The 16,055-nt window shown below is 36.0% G+C and carries 10 protein-coding genes; 5 read left to right on the plus strand and 5 right to left on the minus strand.

From position 1 onward, the window contains the following. Nucleotides 1–396: 396 nt before the first annotated feature. On the minus strand, nt 397–699 hold the full coding sequence (locus tag MY490_RS11820; protein WP_248265897.1) for an ADP-ribosylglycohydrolase family protein: 303 nt from the start codon (nt 697–699) through the stop codon (nt 397–399). On the opposite strand from MY490_RS11820, the gene MY490_RS22335 reads away from it, so the two are divergent. Then, complete coding sequence (locus MY490_RS22335) at nt 653–757, plus strand: hypothetical protein (protein WP_432707004.1); 105 nt, start codon at nt 653–655, stop codon at nt 755–757. The genes MY490_RS11820 and MY490_RS22335 overlap by 47 nt on opposite strands. Before the next feature lie 195 nt (nt 758–952). Here MY490_RS22335 and MY490_RS11825 read toward each other — a convergent pair whose 3' ends face one another. Then, entirely contained in the window at nt 953–9,532 is an 8,580-nt protein-coding gene (locus MY490_RS11825; protein ID WP_248265898.1) for an InlB B-repeat-containing protein, read from the minus strand. A gap of 1,577 nt (nt 9,533–11,109) precedes the next feature. On the opposite strand from MY490_RS11825, the gene MY490_RS11830 reads away from it, so the two are divergent. From MY490_RS11830 to MY490_RS11835, 3 genes are all read left to right on the plus strand, one after another. Then, nucleotides 11,110–11,259, plus strand: a complete 150-nt coding sequence (locus MY490_RS11830) for a hypothetical protein (RefSeq protein ID WP_165347220.1) — start codon at nt 11,110–11,112, stop codon at nt 11,257–11,259. A gap of 310 nt (nt 11,260–11,569) precedes the next feature. Further along, on the plus strand, nt 11,570–11,881 hold the full coding sequence (locus tag MY490_RS22340) for a transposase (protein WP_432707005.1): 312 nt from the start codon (nt 11,570–11,572) through the stop codon (nt 11,879–11,881). Next, nucleotides 11,800–12,750 (plus strand): IS3 family transposase, encoded by a 951-nt coding sequence (locus tag MY490_RS11835; RefSeq protein ID WP_432707074.1) that lies wholly within the window; start codon nt 11,800–11,802, stop codon nt 12,748–12,750. The genes MY490_RS22340 and MY490_RS11835 overlap by 82 nt, the downstream gene beginning before the upstream one ends. 55 nt (nt 12,751–12,805) lie before the next feature. On the opposite strand, the gene MY490_RS11840 is transcribed toward MY490_RS11835, so the two are convergent. Further along, the gene (locus tag MY490_RS11840; RefSeq protein WP_097977451.1) at nt 12,806–13,126 is read right to left on the minus strand and encodes a YbjQ family protein; all 321 of its coding nucleotides are present in this window, start codon (nt 13,124–13,126) and stop codon (nt 12,806–12,808) included. A 402-nt stretch (nt 13,127–13,528) separates the two neighbouring features. On the opposite strand from MY490_RS11840, the gene MY490_RS11845 reads away from it, so the two are divergent. After that, entirely contained in the window at nt 13,529–14,230 is a 702-nt protein-coding gene (locus MY490_RS11845) for a polysaccharide deacetylase family protein (RefSeq protein WP_248265899.1), read from the plus strand. A 79-nt stretch (nt 14,231–14,309) separates the two neighbouring features. On the opposite strand, the gene MY490_RS11850 is transcribed toward MY490_RS11845, so the two are convergent. Both MY490_RS11850 and MY490_RS11855 read right to left on the minus strand, forming a co-directional pair. Next, a complete protein-coding gene (locus tag MY490_RS11850) occupies nt 14,310–15,413 on the minus strand; it encodes an MGDG synthase family glycosyltransferase (RefSeq protein WP_248265900.1) in 1,104 nt (367 codons plus the stop codon). 32 nt (nt 15,414–15,445) lie between these two features. Continuing rightward, a complete protein-coding gene (locus MY490_RS11855; RefSeq protein ID WP_248265901.1) occupies nt 15,446–16,018 on the minus strand; it encodes a hypothetical protein in 573 nt (190 codons plus the stop codon). Nucleotides 16,019–16,055: the final 37 nt, after the last annotated feature.

Here is a 16,055-nt window from a genome sequence, read left to right on the forward strand (position 1 = left end):
TAATAAGTGTTATTTCTCTTCTCTTACTTAAAAGGTAATTATGTCTGCAACCCACTTTTGATTTTATTTAGAAGCAAAATCTTTGTTTAATGGGTTTGGGGCTATGTTTTCTGGCTCTTTTAATCAATAATTATTAGTTAGGATATACTTTTCCACTTCTTAACCCAAACATTAAGTTGTATGCAATGACGAATTTCTCTCGATAACTTTGGCTACCATTAACATACTTCATCACTGCTTTTAATTTAAATCTTCTGTATAGCTTTGAAACTGTTGACCTTTTTAACCATAGAAAAACCCTCTACAAATCAAATTCATATCTCCATATTTTCTCGACTAAAACTGCTGTTCCATATGCGACAATTTCACTTAAATCGTTCTTCATGTAAACAGACTCTAAAAGTATTGATATACAATACTATACAATATACTCATTAAACTATCACTATCCCCAATGTGGTTAACTGCAGATATTAATGCTTTTTTAAAATCATTCTGATACTTCAAAGCACAATATTCAGATATCGCTATGGCTTCTTCTCCTACCCAACCTTCTCCAAGTTGAGTAATTGCCTCAATATCAGAATGTTCTCTTTTTACAAGCTCTATTGCTTTCTCTAGACTCCTATTGTCGAAACGGTATAATAAACGGATGGAAAAAGATTTGAGCAAACAGTTGGAGGAATTGAGAAATTCCACGATCGAATCTATGCAAAAAGCGAATAGTGACGTACTTGATATTGGGAAAGAAATATAATTACCTGATAAATGGAAATCATTGAATTGGCGTAGAGATTATCCACACGTTTCCATTTAGTGAATTTCGAAGTACAAATACTTCCACCGAATAGTTAAAAGCGTTTGTAATTATTTATATGAAAAAGGGTGCTTACCCATCATGTGATGGAGAAAGCACCCTTTTTCGTTACTTGTACAACTAGTTCATTCTTGTTTAACGGACGAATGCGATGACACTTGTCCAGTTGCTGTAGATTTTTTTCGAACCAACGATTTTGAAAGAACGTACTTTGTAGTAGGTCGTTTTTCCTTTCGTTAAGCCGCTGTTTGTGTAAACTGGTTTTGTAGCATCTGCTAAGTGAGTGTAAGTGCCAGTTTTTGAAGTTGATTTTGCAATTTCATATCCCGTTGCACCTGTTACACTGTTCCACGTTAATTTGACACCCGTTTTTCCGTCTTTTGTTGCTTTTACGTTCGATGGTATCGCTGGAATTGCAACCCATTTTGCGTAAATGGTTGTGTTACTCGTTACTTGGTCTTTCGCAAAATTCCATGCTACTTTACCTGTTGCATCTTTGTACCATCCAAGGAATACATAACCTTTTCTTGTTGGTGACGCTGGTTGGCTAATTGTTAAATTGTAATTTGCTGTTTTTGAAGCAACTGAACTTCCTCCGTTACTGTCAAATTTAACAGTATACGTGTTAATGTTCCATTTTGCATAAAGTGTGATGTTACTTGTTAATGTTACGTTTGTTCCTACTGACGTTTTTAACGTTGCATCATTGTACCATCCAACGAATGTATAGCCTGTTCTTGTTGGTTTTGGTAAACTCATTACACTATTATAATTAGCTGTTTTATCAGTCACTTGACTGCCACCATTGCTATTAAAGTGAATCGTATAAGCGTTAATGCTCCATTTCGCATATAGGTTTATATCGTCCGATATTTTGTCAGTATCAAAGTTCCAAGCTACTTTGCCTTCCTCATCTTTGGTCCATCCAACGAACGTGTAGCCTGTTCTGTTTGTTGTCGGTGCAGTGATCCCTGAGTTATATGTTGCAGTTTTGTCAGCAACTTGACTACCGCCATTACTATTAAAGTGAACAGCGTACGAATTAATACTCCATTTCGCATAAAGGATCATGTTATCTGTTACTTTGTCAGTATCAAAGTTCCATGGTGTTTTACCTTCAGAATCTTTCGTCCATCCAAGGAACGTATAGCCTGTTCTTGTTGGTTTTGTTTCATCAAGGTATGAGTTGTACTCAGCTTTTACTGATACGACTAGTCCAGCATCTTGTGTGTTATAAATGACAGTGTATTTAGCTGGTTTCCATGTTCCGTAAATTGTTTTTGCAGAGTAAATCGAATTTGTGAAATCCCAAGGGATTGTGCAATCTTCATCTGCGAACCATTTTAAATCGTATCCGTGTAAGGTTGGTTCTGTGATACGACGTACGACGATTTGGTCTTTTACCTCAAATGGTGCTTTTTCACCTTTTAGAACATAACGAATGATGTTTCCGTTTACGATTTTTTGCGTCACGGTCACATCTGCATAGTCTTTTGCACTAATACTGATGATAAAGTCACCTGTTTTTTTGAATACACTCTGATCAATTGTTAGCGTGCCATGTGCTGCATCGATTTTGTAGTTTGCTGCATCAATTGCTGAGCCAGCCACTTTGATATTCGTAATCGCATTTGCCCAATCTTTGTCGCTAAATTCGAGTGTGATCTCATTGCCTAACGCATTATCAGTTGTATCGGCTGTTACGATTGATGTTGCTAAGGCATATTTTGCATACAGTTTCATTGGTTTTGTGACAACACTTGTGAAATCAAACGGTGTCGTTAACGTTGCGTCACTGTACCATGCAATAAATTTGTATCCAACTTTTGTTGGCTCAGTTGGCTTTGTGACACGTGAGTCGACGATTTGCGAATCGATTGCATCGCCTCCGTTTGTTTCAAATGATACAGTGTAGCCGATGATTTGGTCTATCACCTGCGCATCCATGTAGCCTTCTGATGAAATGTTTACATTGACTTTTTGTCCTGCTGTAAACAATGATTTATCAAGTGTAATTGAACCTTTGTGTGTGACTGTATCATACGTTATTTTATAATCAGTACCTGCATTTAGTACTTTTGAACCAATGCTAACTTGCTTAATATTATTTCGCCACGTTCCGTCATCTGTAAATGGTAACGTGAGATCGCTTCCGACAATATTTCCTACGACATCTTTTGTTACTTGAGGCGCTGTTTTCATCCAAGCGATGTAGTATGTTTCATTGTTTTTCAATACTTTACCAGTTGAGATTGAAATTGGTACAGTTTGTCCGCTTGTTCCAGCTGCATCATAATAAAGGTTTGGCATCATGGAAAGGGTGCCATTTGTTACTTTTTTTGCTGCTGTCGGCATATCAATCCCAGTTGTTTTCCCGTTGACTAGTTTGTCACTGAAGAATGCATCATTTGCTATATTTAATGTGCCTCCATTTAAATCAATGTGTCGGCGATAACCTAGTTTCACATTTGGAATTTGAACGGATTCCCCACCTGTTGACGTTAGTGTCAATTGATAACCGTTTGAATATGGTGCTTGACTAAATGCAAACTTTTCACTCGGGTGAGCTGTTGCATAAGTTTCTGTCGCCGTTGTGAACGTTAACGAACCACTACCATCATGATTATCAACTAAATCATACGTAGTTGGGTCTAACGTATACGTACTCGTTGTTGATTCAAACGTGCCATCTGCTTTCATTTTGTAGTACGTCGCGTCGATTTTTGCGATATCGTTCTTTGTCTTTAACCATGGCGTTGTCGTTGTATAGTCTGGGATTTTAATCGTAACGGGACCTTCACCCAGTACGGTACCACCTAATTTATCACCATCTGGTTTCGACAAATCAACAGGTGAATAGTTTTGCGTGTAATTCACTTGCCATTTCGCCGCAACTTTTATATCTGACGCATAGTTTAGATTTACATCCCATAAGACGTTTGTCATATCATTCGTGATCGGATCAACAAGATACCATCCAACAAAATTATAGCCAGATTTAACAGATAGTGGATTACTTCCATTTGGTAGCGAGTTATTTGAAATTAACCTATCTGCGCTACCATTTCGAGAATTACCCGGTTTATAACCGAATGAGATTGGATCAATCGCACTTCCGCCTTTTGTATCAAATGTAATGCCATACCCAATTGCTTGCATCGCACTATAGACGCTATCTCCACCGATTGTGACCAACGGGTAAATCGTCCCGTCTAAACCAGTTGAATTGATTTCGAATTTATACTGTTGTGGTAAATAGTTCGTTCCACCTGGATTAATCGGTGCATTATACGACGTTCCGACATTCGGATCAATGGTTGTATTTGTTTTAAATAAATCAGCTTTAAATGTAATTTTTCCTGATTGCGAAATGTCGTAATACAGATTACCATTTCCATCTTTTAAATTCGTAATATCGATTCCTGCTGTAAAATTTCTTGTTTTGACAACGATTTTATTGATCCCATTACGCCAATTTGCGTCGTCAGCAAAATTATAGTTAAACGTGATATCCTTTCCGATATGCGCTTTTGCTGGATCTGTGACCATTGGAATCGTAGGAGTTGGAATTGGCACAGATGCAATGGTAAAGCTTGTTGTGACTGGTTGGTAGCCATTCGCTGTGATACGAACGGTGTACGTACCAGTTGTATTAAATAACGAACCGTGTAATTTTAGTGTAGCCGGTACATAGATAGCCCCTTGAATCGGGTCATATTTGACGTAGCCGGGTGTCATCGATACAGATTTATCAGTTGTATTTGGCACAACTGCATTCGTTACATCTGTGAAATTACCGCCTACTCCTAATTCAACCTTTGTAATCGCATTTCGCCATACCGTATCATCTAATAGCACAGTGCTCGTCGGGATCAGCGAAACAGTTGAACCATTTTTCAAATCTTGGAAAGTTGGTAATTGCGTTCCTGAAGTCTTTTGCGTTGGACCTGCAAAATTCAGTTTTGCCAAGACATCGTTTAGACCATTACCAGCAGATAACGTATAGGTTTTCACTTTCGAATCATAAGAAGAAGCGGTATACGTTCCTCTATTTGAACTAATCGATAGATTGTCTGTCAAAGTAAGTTGTGGTTCTGGGACGACCTTACCTGCATCAATCGCACTTTGATTTTTCTGACCAAAGTTTTTCAAGATATAGTAAAAATCATTGTAATCAATATTACTGAAAGAGTAACTGCCTAATCCATTTAGTCCTGAGAAAGCATAGCTAATGTCATTATTTCGATGAGCAGTAGAATTTGTAAAGAATTCCGCTTTTTCCTTAGAAGGCGCTGATACACCTTTTAGAAAATCAAAATCAGCATATGCTTGAATTTCTGAAACTAAATCCTTCATATCAATGACATTATCGCCATTCACATCTCCACCAAGTAAAAGTGGTGTGTTCATTGATGCGAAATCAAAGTATGAACCTGATTGATAACCAAATTTGTTGTAACCAATCACTGGCGTTGTTTGATAGCCTTTGAAGTGACCTGGCATATATGTTTCAATTGAATATGGTTTGTCACTTGCTTTCATTGTAATGGAATACGTGCCTGACGTATTATTTTGGTATTGAACAGTGTTTGTGTCGCTTGCGTTATCTGTTACAAACGTATTGCCATCGGCATCTTTTGCTGTTATGAACGCGCCTGTATCCTTCGTAATATTCGTAAAACTTCCGCTTAGACTGTTTGCTCTGAAGCTTTCCGCAAACAGACCGCCTGTTACTTGTGAGATCGGTTGTTTGAGAAGTGGCATATTCGTTAAGAAAGCCGGAACGCTTGTATCTTTTCCGTCGATCGTGAAGCTCGATTGAATGACATTGAATTCTTCATCGATTGGGCCAACATATGCATTCTCATCTTTGTAAGTCAAATCTGCTTCAAAAATCTTCATGTTTTGCGTGTCTTTCGTCAACGCACCTGCTTCAGAAACGCCAGATATCGTCACGTCGATTGAATTTCTGCCTGTGTGTTGATCTAAATAAGGTTGACCAACTGTTAGTGTCGGTGTGATCCCTTTACTTCTTAAATAGTTTACATAGTCGTCAGAAAGCTTAATATTCGAATACTCAAGGATTCTACCAGCATTAATTGTAAACGTCCCGCCGGTCATTCCGATTCCATTTTTCGTCGCAAGCGACACTTTAAATGGTTTTTTCGGTTCAACGACCACGTTTCCTTTGCTTTCTAATGCTGGGTCTACGCCTCCAGAAGTTGTGAAGGTTACATATGGTGAACCTTTTTTGATGAAGTAAAACTTTTTCTTCGTTGAATACCAGTCACCTGCTCCTGCATAGTCTTGAGGATAGATGACAAATTTCATTCCACTTGCCTTAATGTCATCAGGCTCTAAGCCGAAATTGAAACGGCCATTTCCATCCGTTCGGAAAGTTGTCGTGACAAATGGACCATCTTGATAACCAAACACTGTGTTCTGCCCTTGATTAACAGGTACAGGTTGACGCGTACCAATATCACTTAACGTCGTTTCGCCATTGTTTTTCATGACATCCATATTTGAGTCGTATACTGTTCCATAAAATCTCTTGATTTCTTGTCCTTGGTTGTATCCTGTTGGGTCGATTTCATAAATACCCGGCTGCGAATCAGTATCCATCGTTAAGGTAGGGGCTTTATAGTCGACATAAAGCGTGTCTTCTTTTGTGAATTTTTTCCCATCTTTGTCCGTTGCGACCATCTCAACGGAATAGGCGCCTTCTTTCAGAACCGCAGGTTTAGTCCCGATGCTAGTTTGATCAAGTGAGCCATTATATGGTTTTGTAAATGGTAGATAGAGTCCACCAACAAGCATTTGTACAGGACCATAAACAACCCCAGGACCAGCGCCACTGATATTGCTAATATTTTGTACGACTCCGATATAGTTTCCATCTTGATCTTTCAATAGAACATAGGCGCTTTCCATTGAACTGTTGACCGAAAATCGATAGCCTGAACCAGGTGCGCCAATATTTGGGTTATAGTTTCCAGTATAACGCTCGGTTAGTGTCATAGCTTTGATATCTACACTAAAATCAATTCCTTTTTCAGCAACAGTAATTGTAAACGGCATGCGGTATGATTCTTTCGCATCATTTACATTCACAACATTTACATATCCTTCGTACGTACCGTCTACTGCGTTTGCTGGCACGGTAATTGTCGCTTTCGCTTTCACCGAGCTATTTCCGTCCACACTTAAAGACGTTACATTTGACTCACCGGACGAAAAATCGATTTTGACATTATTTCCGGTACCTTGTCCAACTGGATTTGAAACCGCAAATTTTGTCGTGATGAATTTTGAACTCAGCTTAAATGTTTTACTTGTTGAACCTTGGTTTGTAATCGCAAACTCTTTTGACTGTACAACATCATCCGAACCAGGTTTTGCCCCTTCTCCACGTCCATTAAATCCAAACGAGAAGCTACCTGTTGTGTTATCGATTTGTGTATACTGATCTTTCCCATCGATCGTTGCAACACTTGTCGCTTTGTCTAACACTTGAATTTTGATGTTTGAGTGAATTGCTCGTTCTGGATCCACACGTCCTGCACCAACTTGGTACACACTGTATGTTTTTGAATCCGTGTCCACATCTTTTGCTGTATTCATTAAGGCCGTTTTGACATCGGCTGGTGTGTAATCCGGATGTGCAGCTAATACAAGCGCTGAAATCCCAGCTACGTGAGGCGCAGCCATTGATGTACCTGACATCGATTGATACGCATATTTATAATCTTTACTAGGATTTGGTTCCCATATGTCGTATGGTTGAGTTGAGAAAATGTCAACACCTGGTGCGATGACGTCTGGTTTGATACTCCAATCTTTTACTGGCCCTGTTGAACTGAACGATGCCAATTCATCAGCCGGTTTGTTGATTGGTGCATCCAGCGTCATTGGGAACGTAATCTTTGCGTTTTGAGGATCGTCTTTGATTGCTTTCGCAAGTGCTTCGCCTTGTGCTTGTGTAATGGAAACAGCATACACATTATCACCGTTAATCCCTAAGAAGTTTGGAATATAACCTTGCGTTGCTTCATCCGCAGTGTTATCCCAAATAATCATCCCTTTTGCCCCAGAATCTTTCGCATGAGCCATTTTTTGAGATAAGTACTCGCCTCCGCGTTGCACAAGAGCTATTTTTCCGCTCATGTCTCTTCCAGCATAATCATCTTCGGTTCCTTGACCAACATCGACGACTGGAATCGACAATCCTTTGAACGCATCATCAGCGTCCGCGAAATGTTTCCCGAATAACCGCGCTTGATAAGACGTGTTTCCGAATTTTAGGGTTTGTACGGGAATTTGTTCTGGAACGGTACTTGCACCAACTGTAATGGCAAGCGGTGCAGCTCCTGGTGCCCCAACTGTCGCGGCCCCTGGTCCTGAATTTCCTGCAGAGACTGAACAAACGACACCTTGTAAGGTTGCGTTGTTAATTGCAATACTCGTTGGATAAAACGGGTCATTAACAGATGCACCTAGTGATAGGTTCACGACATCCATTTTATCTTTTACTGCTTGGTCAATTCCGCTTAGGACAGAGTAAGAATTACCATGCCCACCCGGACCAAGTACGCGGTACCCGTGAAGTTCAACATCTGGTGCAACACCATCCGCTGAATAAACGTTATTATTCGCTGTCGTACTTGCTGCAATTGTACCCGATACGTGTGTACCGTGTTCCGTAATATAATCTTTGTAATTAGCCGATACACTTCCAGGTGCATTTTCTCTTGCCTCTTGCCAATCCGGATAGATCGTTTCCATCGGGTCATGATCATCTATTGGAATCTCGTTTCCATCTGCATCCACTTTTGAGTTAATAAAGTCGTGCCCTTCATAGATATGACCGTTCGCATCGTGTGTTACGTCATATAAATCAGGGTGGTTGTAATCAATCCCTGTATCTAGTACCCCGACTTTTACTCGTTGACCTTTTCTTGGACCTGACAGGAATTTCCCTGTGTTCCCTTCTGCATGTAGTTTGTCAACTTCCATTAATGAAAGTCCTGCAGTTGGTTTTCCAGTCGAAGGAGCTTCAGTCGCTGTCGCTGTTTCGCCTGCTGAAGGCGTTCCTTCTTCTACTTCGTACTGGACAACTGACCAAATCGACGCAACATCCGCCTGACTAGCAATTGTTTGAACCATACTAGGAGGAACCGATAACGCAACCCCGTTGAATGCATCCGTGTATTCTCTTGTTATTTCTATATTAGAAGAAACTTCTTTTCCACCAGCGATTTGCTTACTCGGTTGTGTCTTCACAAACGCTTTAAATTTTGCATGTGCATCCGCAACTTTTTGTTTCGCTTCTGTGTAATCAGCAGCAAATGTTTGCGCACTTGCGCTTCCTTTTTCGAGTGATTGCTTTATGATTTGGATCTTTGCTGGATCCACTTTAAATTGAACGATGACGTCAATGTTTTTTCCGTTTTTTAAATCCTTCTGATCAACGTGGATTTTTTGTGTGTTATCCGCGCCAGTTAGTTTGTTGATGTTCGCTTTTTGTTCCGGTGTTAATCCAGCCAAAATGCGGTTCACTTCGTCTGCTGTAAATTTCCCATCAGATGGATTTTTCTGATCAACATTCGACTCCGCATGTGCAAGAATGGCACTTTGTGGTAGGACCATATTTATCAACATCGCGCTACTTAACGCAACAGCCGATATTGTTCGTTTCTTTTGTCTCTTTTTCATGTTACTCCCCCACTTTTAGTCGTCTCTTATTAAATTAATGAGATAAACGAAAAATTAAATCAGTATTAAAATACTAATCTATAATTCAATAATACTTCACTAAAAATGTCTGAGTATTGGGGAATTTGTTACTTTGTGTCGGAGTTTGATGAAAAAAATCTAATGGTTCTGATGTAAAATACAGACTATTTAATCATCTTTTGTCATAAAATGTTATTTTTTAATTATTTTCCGTTCTATTTACCTACATTAAATAAAGATTTCTATACCCAATGACTAAACTTGTTAAAATTGGGGAATTTCTATCAAAATTTTTAAAAATTTCACACGTTTTTTTAAAAATTCCAAATATTTCTTTTTAGCATCCTTTGCATTTGTTTGTTTTAATGCATCAATGAAAGAAAAATTCAGTTAATTAGACTCGCCCTAAAAGTAGATGTCGAAAAACCCACAGTTGGGCAACATTGATTTTAAGGGGAGGTTATGGCGACAAAGGTCAAAAGTTTCAAAAATATAGTATGGAAATCAAGTCTGAAGCTATTCCTTTAAAGGAAGAAGGACTTTCATATCGCTCGTTTGACTTCTAAAGAAAATGTCGTTTTAGAGGCTTCCTCACTTTTCGCGGAGTCGCCAACTTATCCCGCCGCCGTACTTCACACTTCTTGCATTAGGGTCTATCTTTTCGTCTACGGGTCATTCGATTTACCGCATCTCCTTCAGACACTAGCTCACAATAATGCCCTAGATTAGACTTCTCGAGCTAGGTCAGTTTCCTCGAGTATGGATTTTCACCATCTGGAATTCATAATTTATATCTTTCATCCAGTCGTTAAACCGAAGTGTCGTCTCTGTCTAGAAAAGAAAATGAAGGGTGCTGACAAGGTAAGCACCCTATGCGACTGCCCGTCGCACAAAAAGATCGACTAAAATGTCGATCATATTATTGAACTAAAACATGAGTTAATTGCATACCTTACTGTTTTATTTTTATATTTCCAGTAGTTTACGATTAATATGATTAATAAAAAGTACCACAATGATCACGAACATTCCAAAGCCGAAAAAAAACATAAACAATAAAGTTAATAATGAAGCGTTGTTAGAAAAAGGTTCAATGTGCGTACGAACAACGTAATAATTTGTAGCAAGTTTACTACTAACAATCATTATTAAAGCTGGTATAAAGTAGTTTAAGAATTTTTATAGTTTCATACATATACCTCCTGATGTTTTAAAATACATTATTCCTATTGGATTTATCTTAATTTTTATATTAATAGGATACATTGTTTTTACAAAATTAGACTAAGTCATTATGTCACTAAAGCATGGGTTAGTTCAGCGTGAAATCAGTACATTTATTCTTACACTAAAAGTTTTTAACTGATGAATCTTTCTATTTCGAATTTTTATCAAAATTATTCAAACAATTAGAAATTAGTCACAAAAAATTCACATTATTTTGTGAAAAACTTCACAAAACAAACTCTTTTCGATATATAATCAATTTGTAATCACTCACATATACACCAAGAAAAGGGTAAAAAACAGCATTGCTCATACTAGGAGGAATAATGATGCTTACTATTATTTTTACTGAAATCAAAAAAATGTGGTTTGACCTTTCATGTACATATGAAAGTTTTGAGGAGATTGATCGCCTTGAATCTAAGCACACTCGAGTACGTTTTGATAAAGATATTTATGAAATCATTCGTGTCCAATAATACCCGATGAAAATTTATATTAGGAGTGCAACTATGAATGATTTAAAAATATAATTATTCGTTTAGAAAGAAATAATCATGAGCATTATGAAAATTACAAATCTAATTATATATAAACTTCAAAAGTCTAGCCCAAACGGTTAGGCTTTTTTCTACTTGTTCAACTAAAGCATATGTTAGTTACATAACTATTCTATAAAAAAGTGAAATAAAAAAACCTTGAAATTGATATTATCCCCTTTAGGTAGACATTCGAAAAAAGCTTCATGTTAACATGGAGATATGAATGTGACTTGGAGGGGATTTTTCTATGGCAAAAAAAGGGCAACAGTTTCAAAGTTATTCAGAAGAATTTAAATTAAAAGCAGTGATGAAGTATGTGAATGGTAACCAAAGTTATCGAGTGTTAGCGGAGGAACTAGGAATTCGACATTGCACCCAACTTAAAGTTTGGGTTAAAAAGTGGAAAAGTGGCGAACCATTTGATGTTCGAGGTGGCGTTATAAATCCATTTAAAGGTAGACCACGAACAAAATTTAAATCGGTAGAAGAAGAAAGAGACTACTTAAAAGCGCAGGTAGATTACTTAAAAAAGCAGTATCCAAATCTGATAAAGGAGTAGATGATATCCCTCAAAAAATAAAGTATGAAATAATTGAAGAACTAAAAGATTCCCATCCAATTACTTGGTTATTAGAAATCTCGTATGTGAAGCCTGCGAGCTATTATAAATGGAGACGCACAAAAATAAATAGTGAGATCAAAGTTGAAGAGGAACAGGATATACGAGAACACATGATAAGTGTTCATCTACTTAATCCAGAGTTTGGATACCCACGGATGACTGACAGTTTAAAAGAAAATGGCTACAAGATTAATCATAAAAAAGTGTATCGCCTAATGAAGGAAATGAGGATTCAATCGATCATTCGAAAGAAAAGAAAACGACATGGAAAGACTCCTTCAATTATCTATCCTAATCGACTTCAGAGAAAATTTAGGGCAACAGGACCTAATCAAAAAATGGTTACGGATATTACTTATGTTTCGGATGGTAAACAATTTTATTATTTATCGGTCATTCAAGATCTATTTAATAATGAAATAGTAGGTTGGCAGCTATCAAAACGTAATGACCTTGAACTTGTTTTGAAAACAGTTACGCAATGGGTAAGAAAAAAAGACGTAGCTGAAGCCGTTCTCCATTCAGATCAAGGCTTTCAGTATACGTCTAAGGCATACAATAAACGATTAGAGGATTATGGCATAAAAGGCAGCCACTCTCGCAAAGGAAACTGCCTAGATAACGCCTGCATTGAATCCTTCTTTTCGCATCTCAAAACAGAGAAATTGTATATAAAACAGTGTAAATCAGAAGATGAAATTAGACAAGCGATCGAGGACTATATTTACCACTATAATTACAAACGTTTTCAAAAAAAATTAAAAAAACGCGCGCCAGTTGAATACCGACACGCATTGGCAGCATAGCTTTTTTTATCTGTCTACTTGACAGGGGTAAGACCAAATGACAAGGTTTTTTTAATCATATTTTCTCGACTAAAACTGCAGTTCCATAAGCGACAATTTCACTCATGTTTTGCCCTATTTCACCTGAATCAAAGCGCATCATGATAATTGCATTTGCATCCATTTCGCTAGCATTTTTAGTCATTCGATCCATTGCTTCTTTTCTCGCATCCTCAAGCATGGCAGTATATTGTTTGATTTCACCACCTACAAGACTTTTTAGACCAGCTAAAATATCGCCACCTAGTCCTCTACTACGAACAATTACTCCAAATACAGGTCCTTTTACTTCAACTAGTTTATACCCTTCAATGTTTTCAGTTGTAACTACGATCATATTGTTCACCTCAAAATTTTTATTCTTTACACAAATCTATTTATCCTATTTTGTGTATGTATTTCAATTCCATTTTTAAACTTCATTAGTTAAAAATGGCAAATTTGAATCGTATAATGTATTAATTCTATGTAATAAGTTTAATCCCTTTTTACTTAATATTGTAAGACTGATTTTTATACTTCAATTGATGCCTTCTCTTTTACATCAATAAACTTAGTGTTAAACTGCTTAAACTAATCTTTTTCATATTGATATAATTTCATATTTGATCAATTTATAATCATCGAAATTGCAATTTTATTTCATCATAATATTATCCTCATTTAATTACCAACAATTAGCAAATTAGACTATAATAATGTTATATTATCATATTTTAAAGTTAGTTAAGGAGAATTTATGCTTACAATGTTCATCATAATTGGGGGGTTACTTTTACTATTATTTATTCTTTATGGACCAATCCCGAGTTTACTAACACGTTTATTTAAATTTTTTTCAATACATCATGTTTCAAATAAAAGTCAAAAACGAATTGCTTTAACTTTTGATGATGGTCCACATCCAGTTTATACGAATTTACTTTTAGATTTACTCCAAAGTCATTCAATTAAAGCAACTTTTTTTGTTTTAGGTTCAGCAGCAGAAAAGTATCCTACGATCATTAAAAGAATACATGAAGATGGTCATTTAATCGGAATACACAATTATAAACATATATGTAATTGGTTTCTCAGTCCAAACCAGTTAAAAAATCAAATAGAAAAGACTGCAATTGTTATTAAGAAAATAACGAACAGTGATCCGCTTTTTTATCGACCACCTTGGGGGTTAGTTTCACTGCCTCTACTATTTCAGAAAAAGCTTAAAATTATTTTATGGTCTGTAATGGCAAATGATTGGAGTAGTAAAAAAGGAAGTGAAGGTATTTATCATCTGTTGTTAAATCAAATGAAACCAGGAGCAATTATTTTATTACATGATAATGGAGATACATTTGGTGCAGATGAGGATGCTCCTATTCATACAATAAAAGCATTAGAGAGATTTATTGAACATTGTTTACAAAATCAATATCAATTTGTTAGGATAGATGATTAATTCATTCAAACCAAACACCACAAGGATACTTACCTTGTGGTGTTTTTACGTACTCATAAAGTTTTTAGTCATAAATCTTCTAAGAAATTGAACTATAAATATCATTGACAATTAATTGTGAACTAAACCCTTTATTTAATGCAGATAGAGATGATTTCATTTGTTCTAAATGATTTGATTTGAAAAGAATTCGATTAATATAAAAAATTAATTCATTTAACGACTTTACTGTAACTGACGCACCAGCATTTTCAAAAATTCGGGAATTTTCTTTTTCTTGACCTGGCGTTGGTTTATATAAGATTGTCGGTAAATTACAAGCAATACATTCTGATAATGTAATACCACCAGGCTTCGTAATCAAGAGATCAGATTTTTTATATAAATTACGTATATTATTTACGTAACCAAATACTTGTAGTCGGTCTTTGTATTCTTCATTTAACTTACTTAATTTATTATAAAGTATGTGATTATAGCCACAAACAACTGCTACATTAAGTTTTGTTTCAACAAGTAACTGCTTGGCCATTTTTTCAACGTCCTTTAATAATCCAACTGCCCCAGCAACTATTAAAATTTGATCGTTTGATTTCGATAAACTTGTACCTTCATTTAAAAAATCTATTTCTTTGAATTCTTGGCGAAGAGGTATACCAGATACAAATATTTTCGATAAAGAAACACCTAATTTCACCATCTGATGTATTAATCCTTCCGTCGCTATATAGTAGCGATCGATTTCATTATGAATCCATGAACGGTGAATATAATAGTCGGTAACAACTGTATATAATTTACAAGGATGTGATGAATATTTTTTCCATTTTGCTACAGATCCAACTGGAAATGTAGTAATGATAATATCTGGCTTCTCTTTTTGAAGAATACTTTTTATATTCTTTCCGCATAATTCTAAAAGCCTGTCAAAAATGACTGTACTAACTAATTTCTCAGTCCCATAGAAGAACCATTTATAAATTGTTTGGGCATGTTGGAATAATTGCAAATGAATATTTTTTGCAAATACATTTATTGTTGGATATGCTTCTTCGTATATGTCAATAATGGTTACATCGTTAAAGTTAATATGTTCAAACTCACTTTTTAACGCTTTAGATACTTCTTTATGCCCATTTCCAAAACTCGATGTAACGACAAGTATTTTAGGCTGCAATACCATACTAATCAACCTCTTTTGAATAGACAAATTAATTAAACGAATGTATGAATCAACATTGAGATTACAACTGCAAATGAAAGATAGTAATGCCAGTTTTTATCTTTTCGTTTATATCTTAAAAAACCGAATATTCCTAATGGAACTAGTAGCAAATAAGTTATTACACCTGAAATATAAACTGCATTTGTTTTCCATTCAAAAAAAGTCATAATCACAGAGTGTACTGTAATTAAAGCAAAAGTAATTAACGAGATTGGGACATGTATTAACTTACACCATTTCAATAATTTACCTAAGTATTTCTTAAATTGCTTTTTATCATTTAATTTTTTATATCTAATTAAAAAATAAAGTGGAAAGAGAATAAATGCTGCAAATACACCTATTCTTCCAAGGGATCCTTTATCTTTCGCATACATTTTTAAAGGATTCGTTTTATGAAAACCATTTTGGATTCCATTTTGAATATGATCTCCCATATTCGTTAATAATTCAGTTCGATGCGATACTTTCCACGCTGCAATGATGAAAATTATGATTGAAATTACTAATGCTATATAAATTAATTTTCTCTCAGATTTATTTTTTATCCAATTACGAATCATTTTGATCTGTTCCTTTCAAATTTCGAGTAAAAATATT

Source organism: Gottfriedia acidiceleris, assembly GCF_023115465.1.
In the GTDB taxonomy this organism is placed as follows: domain Bacteria; phylum Bacillota; class Bacilli; order Bacillales; family Bacillaceae_G; genus Gottfriedia; species Gottfriedia acidiceleris_B.

Bases quoted from the DNA above. Each gene is read 5' to 3' on its own strand.
- MY490_RS11840 (WP_097977451.1), bottom strand. From the start codon at position 13,126: ATGATCGTAGTTACAACTGAAAACATTGAAGGGTATAAACTAGTTGAA.
- MY490_RS11830 (WP_165347220.1), top strand. From the start codon at position 11,110: ATGCTTACTATTATTTTTACTGAAATCAAAAAAATGTGGTTTGACCTT.
- MY490_RS22340 (WP_432707005.1), top strand. From the start codon at position 11,570: ATGGCAAAAAAAGGGCAACAGTTTCAAAGTTATTCAGAAGAATTTAAA.
- MY490_RS11845 (WP_248265899.1), top strand. From the start codon at position 13,529: ATGCTTACAATGTTCATCATAATTGGGGGGTTACTTTTACTATTATTT.
- MY490_RS11825 (WP_248265898.1), bottom strand. From the start codon at position 9,532: ATGAAAAAGAGACAAAAGAAACGAACAATATCGGCTGTTGCGTTAAGT.
- MY490_RS22335 (WP_432707004.1), top strand. From the start codon at position 653: ATGGAAAAAGATTTGAGCAAACAGTTGGAGGAATTGAGAAATTCCACG.
- MY490_RS11855 (WP_248265901.1), bottom strand. From the start codon at position 16,018: ATGATTCGTAATTGGATAAAAAATAAATCTGAGAGAAAATTAATTTAT.
- MY490_RS11850 (WP_248265900.1), bottom strand. From the start codon at position 15,413: ATGGTATTGCAGCCTAAAATACTTGTCGTTACATCGAGTTTTGGAAAT.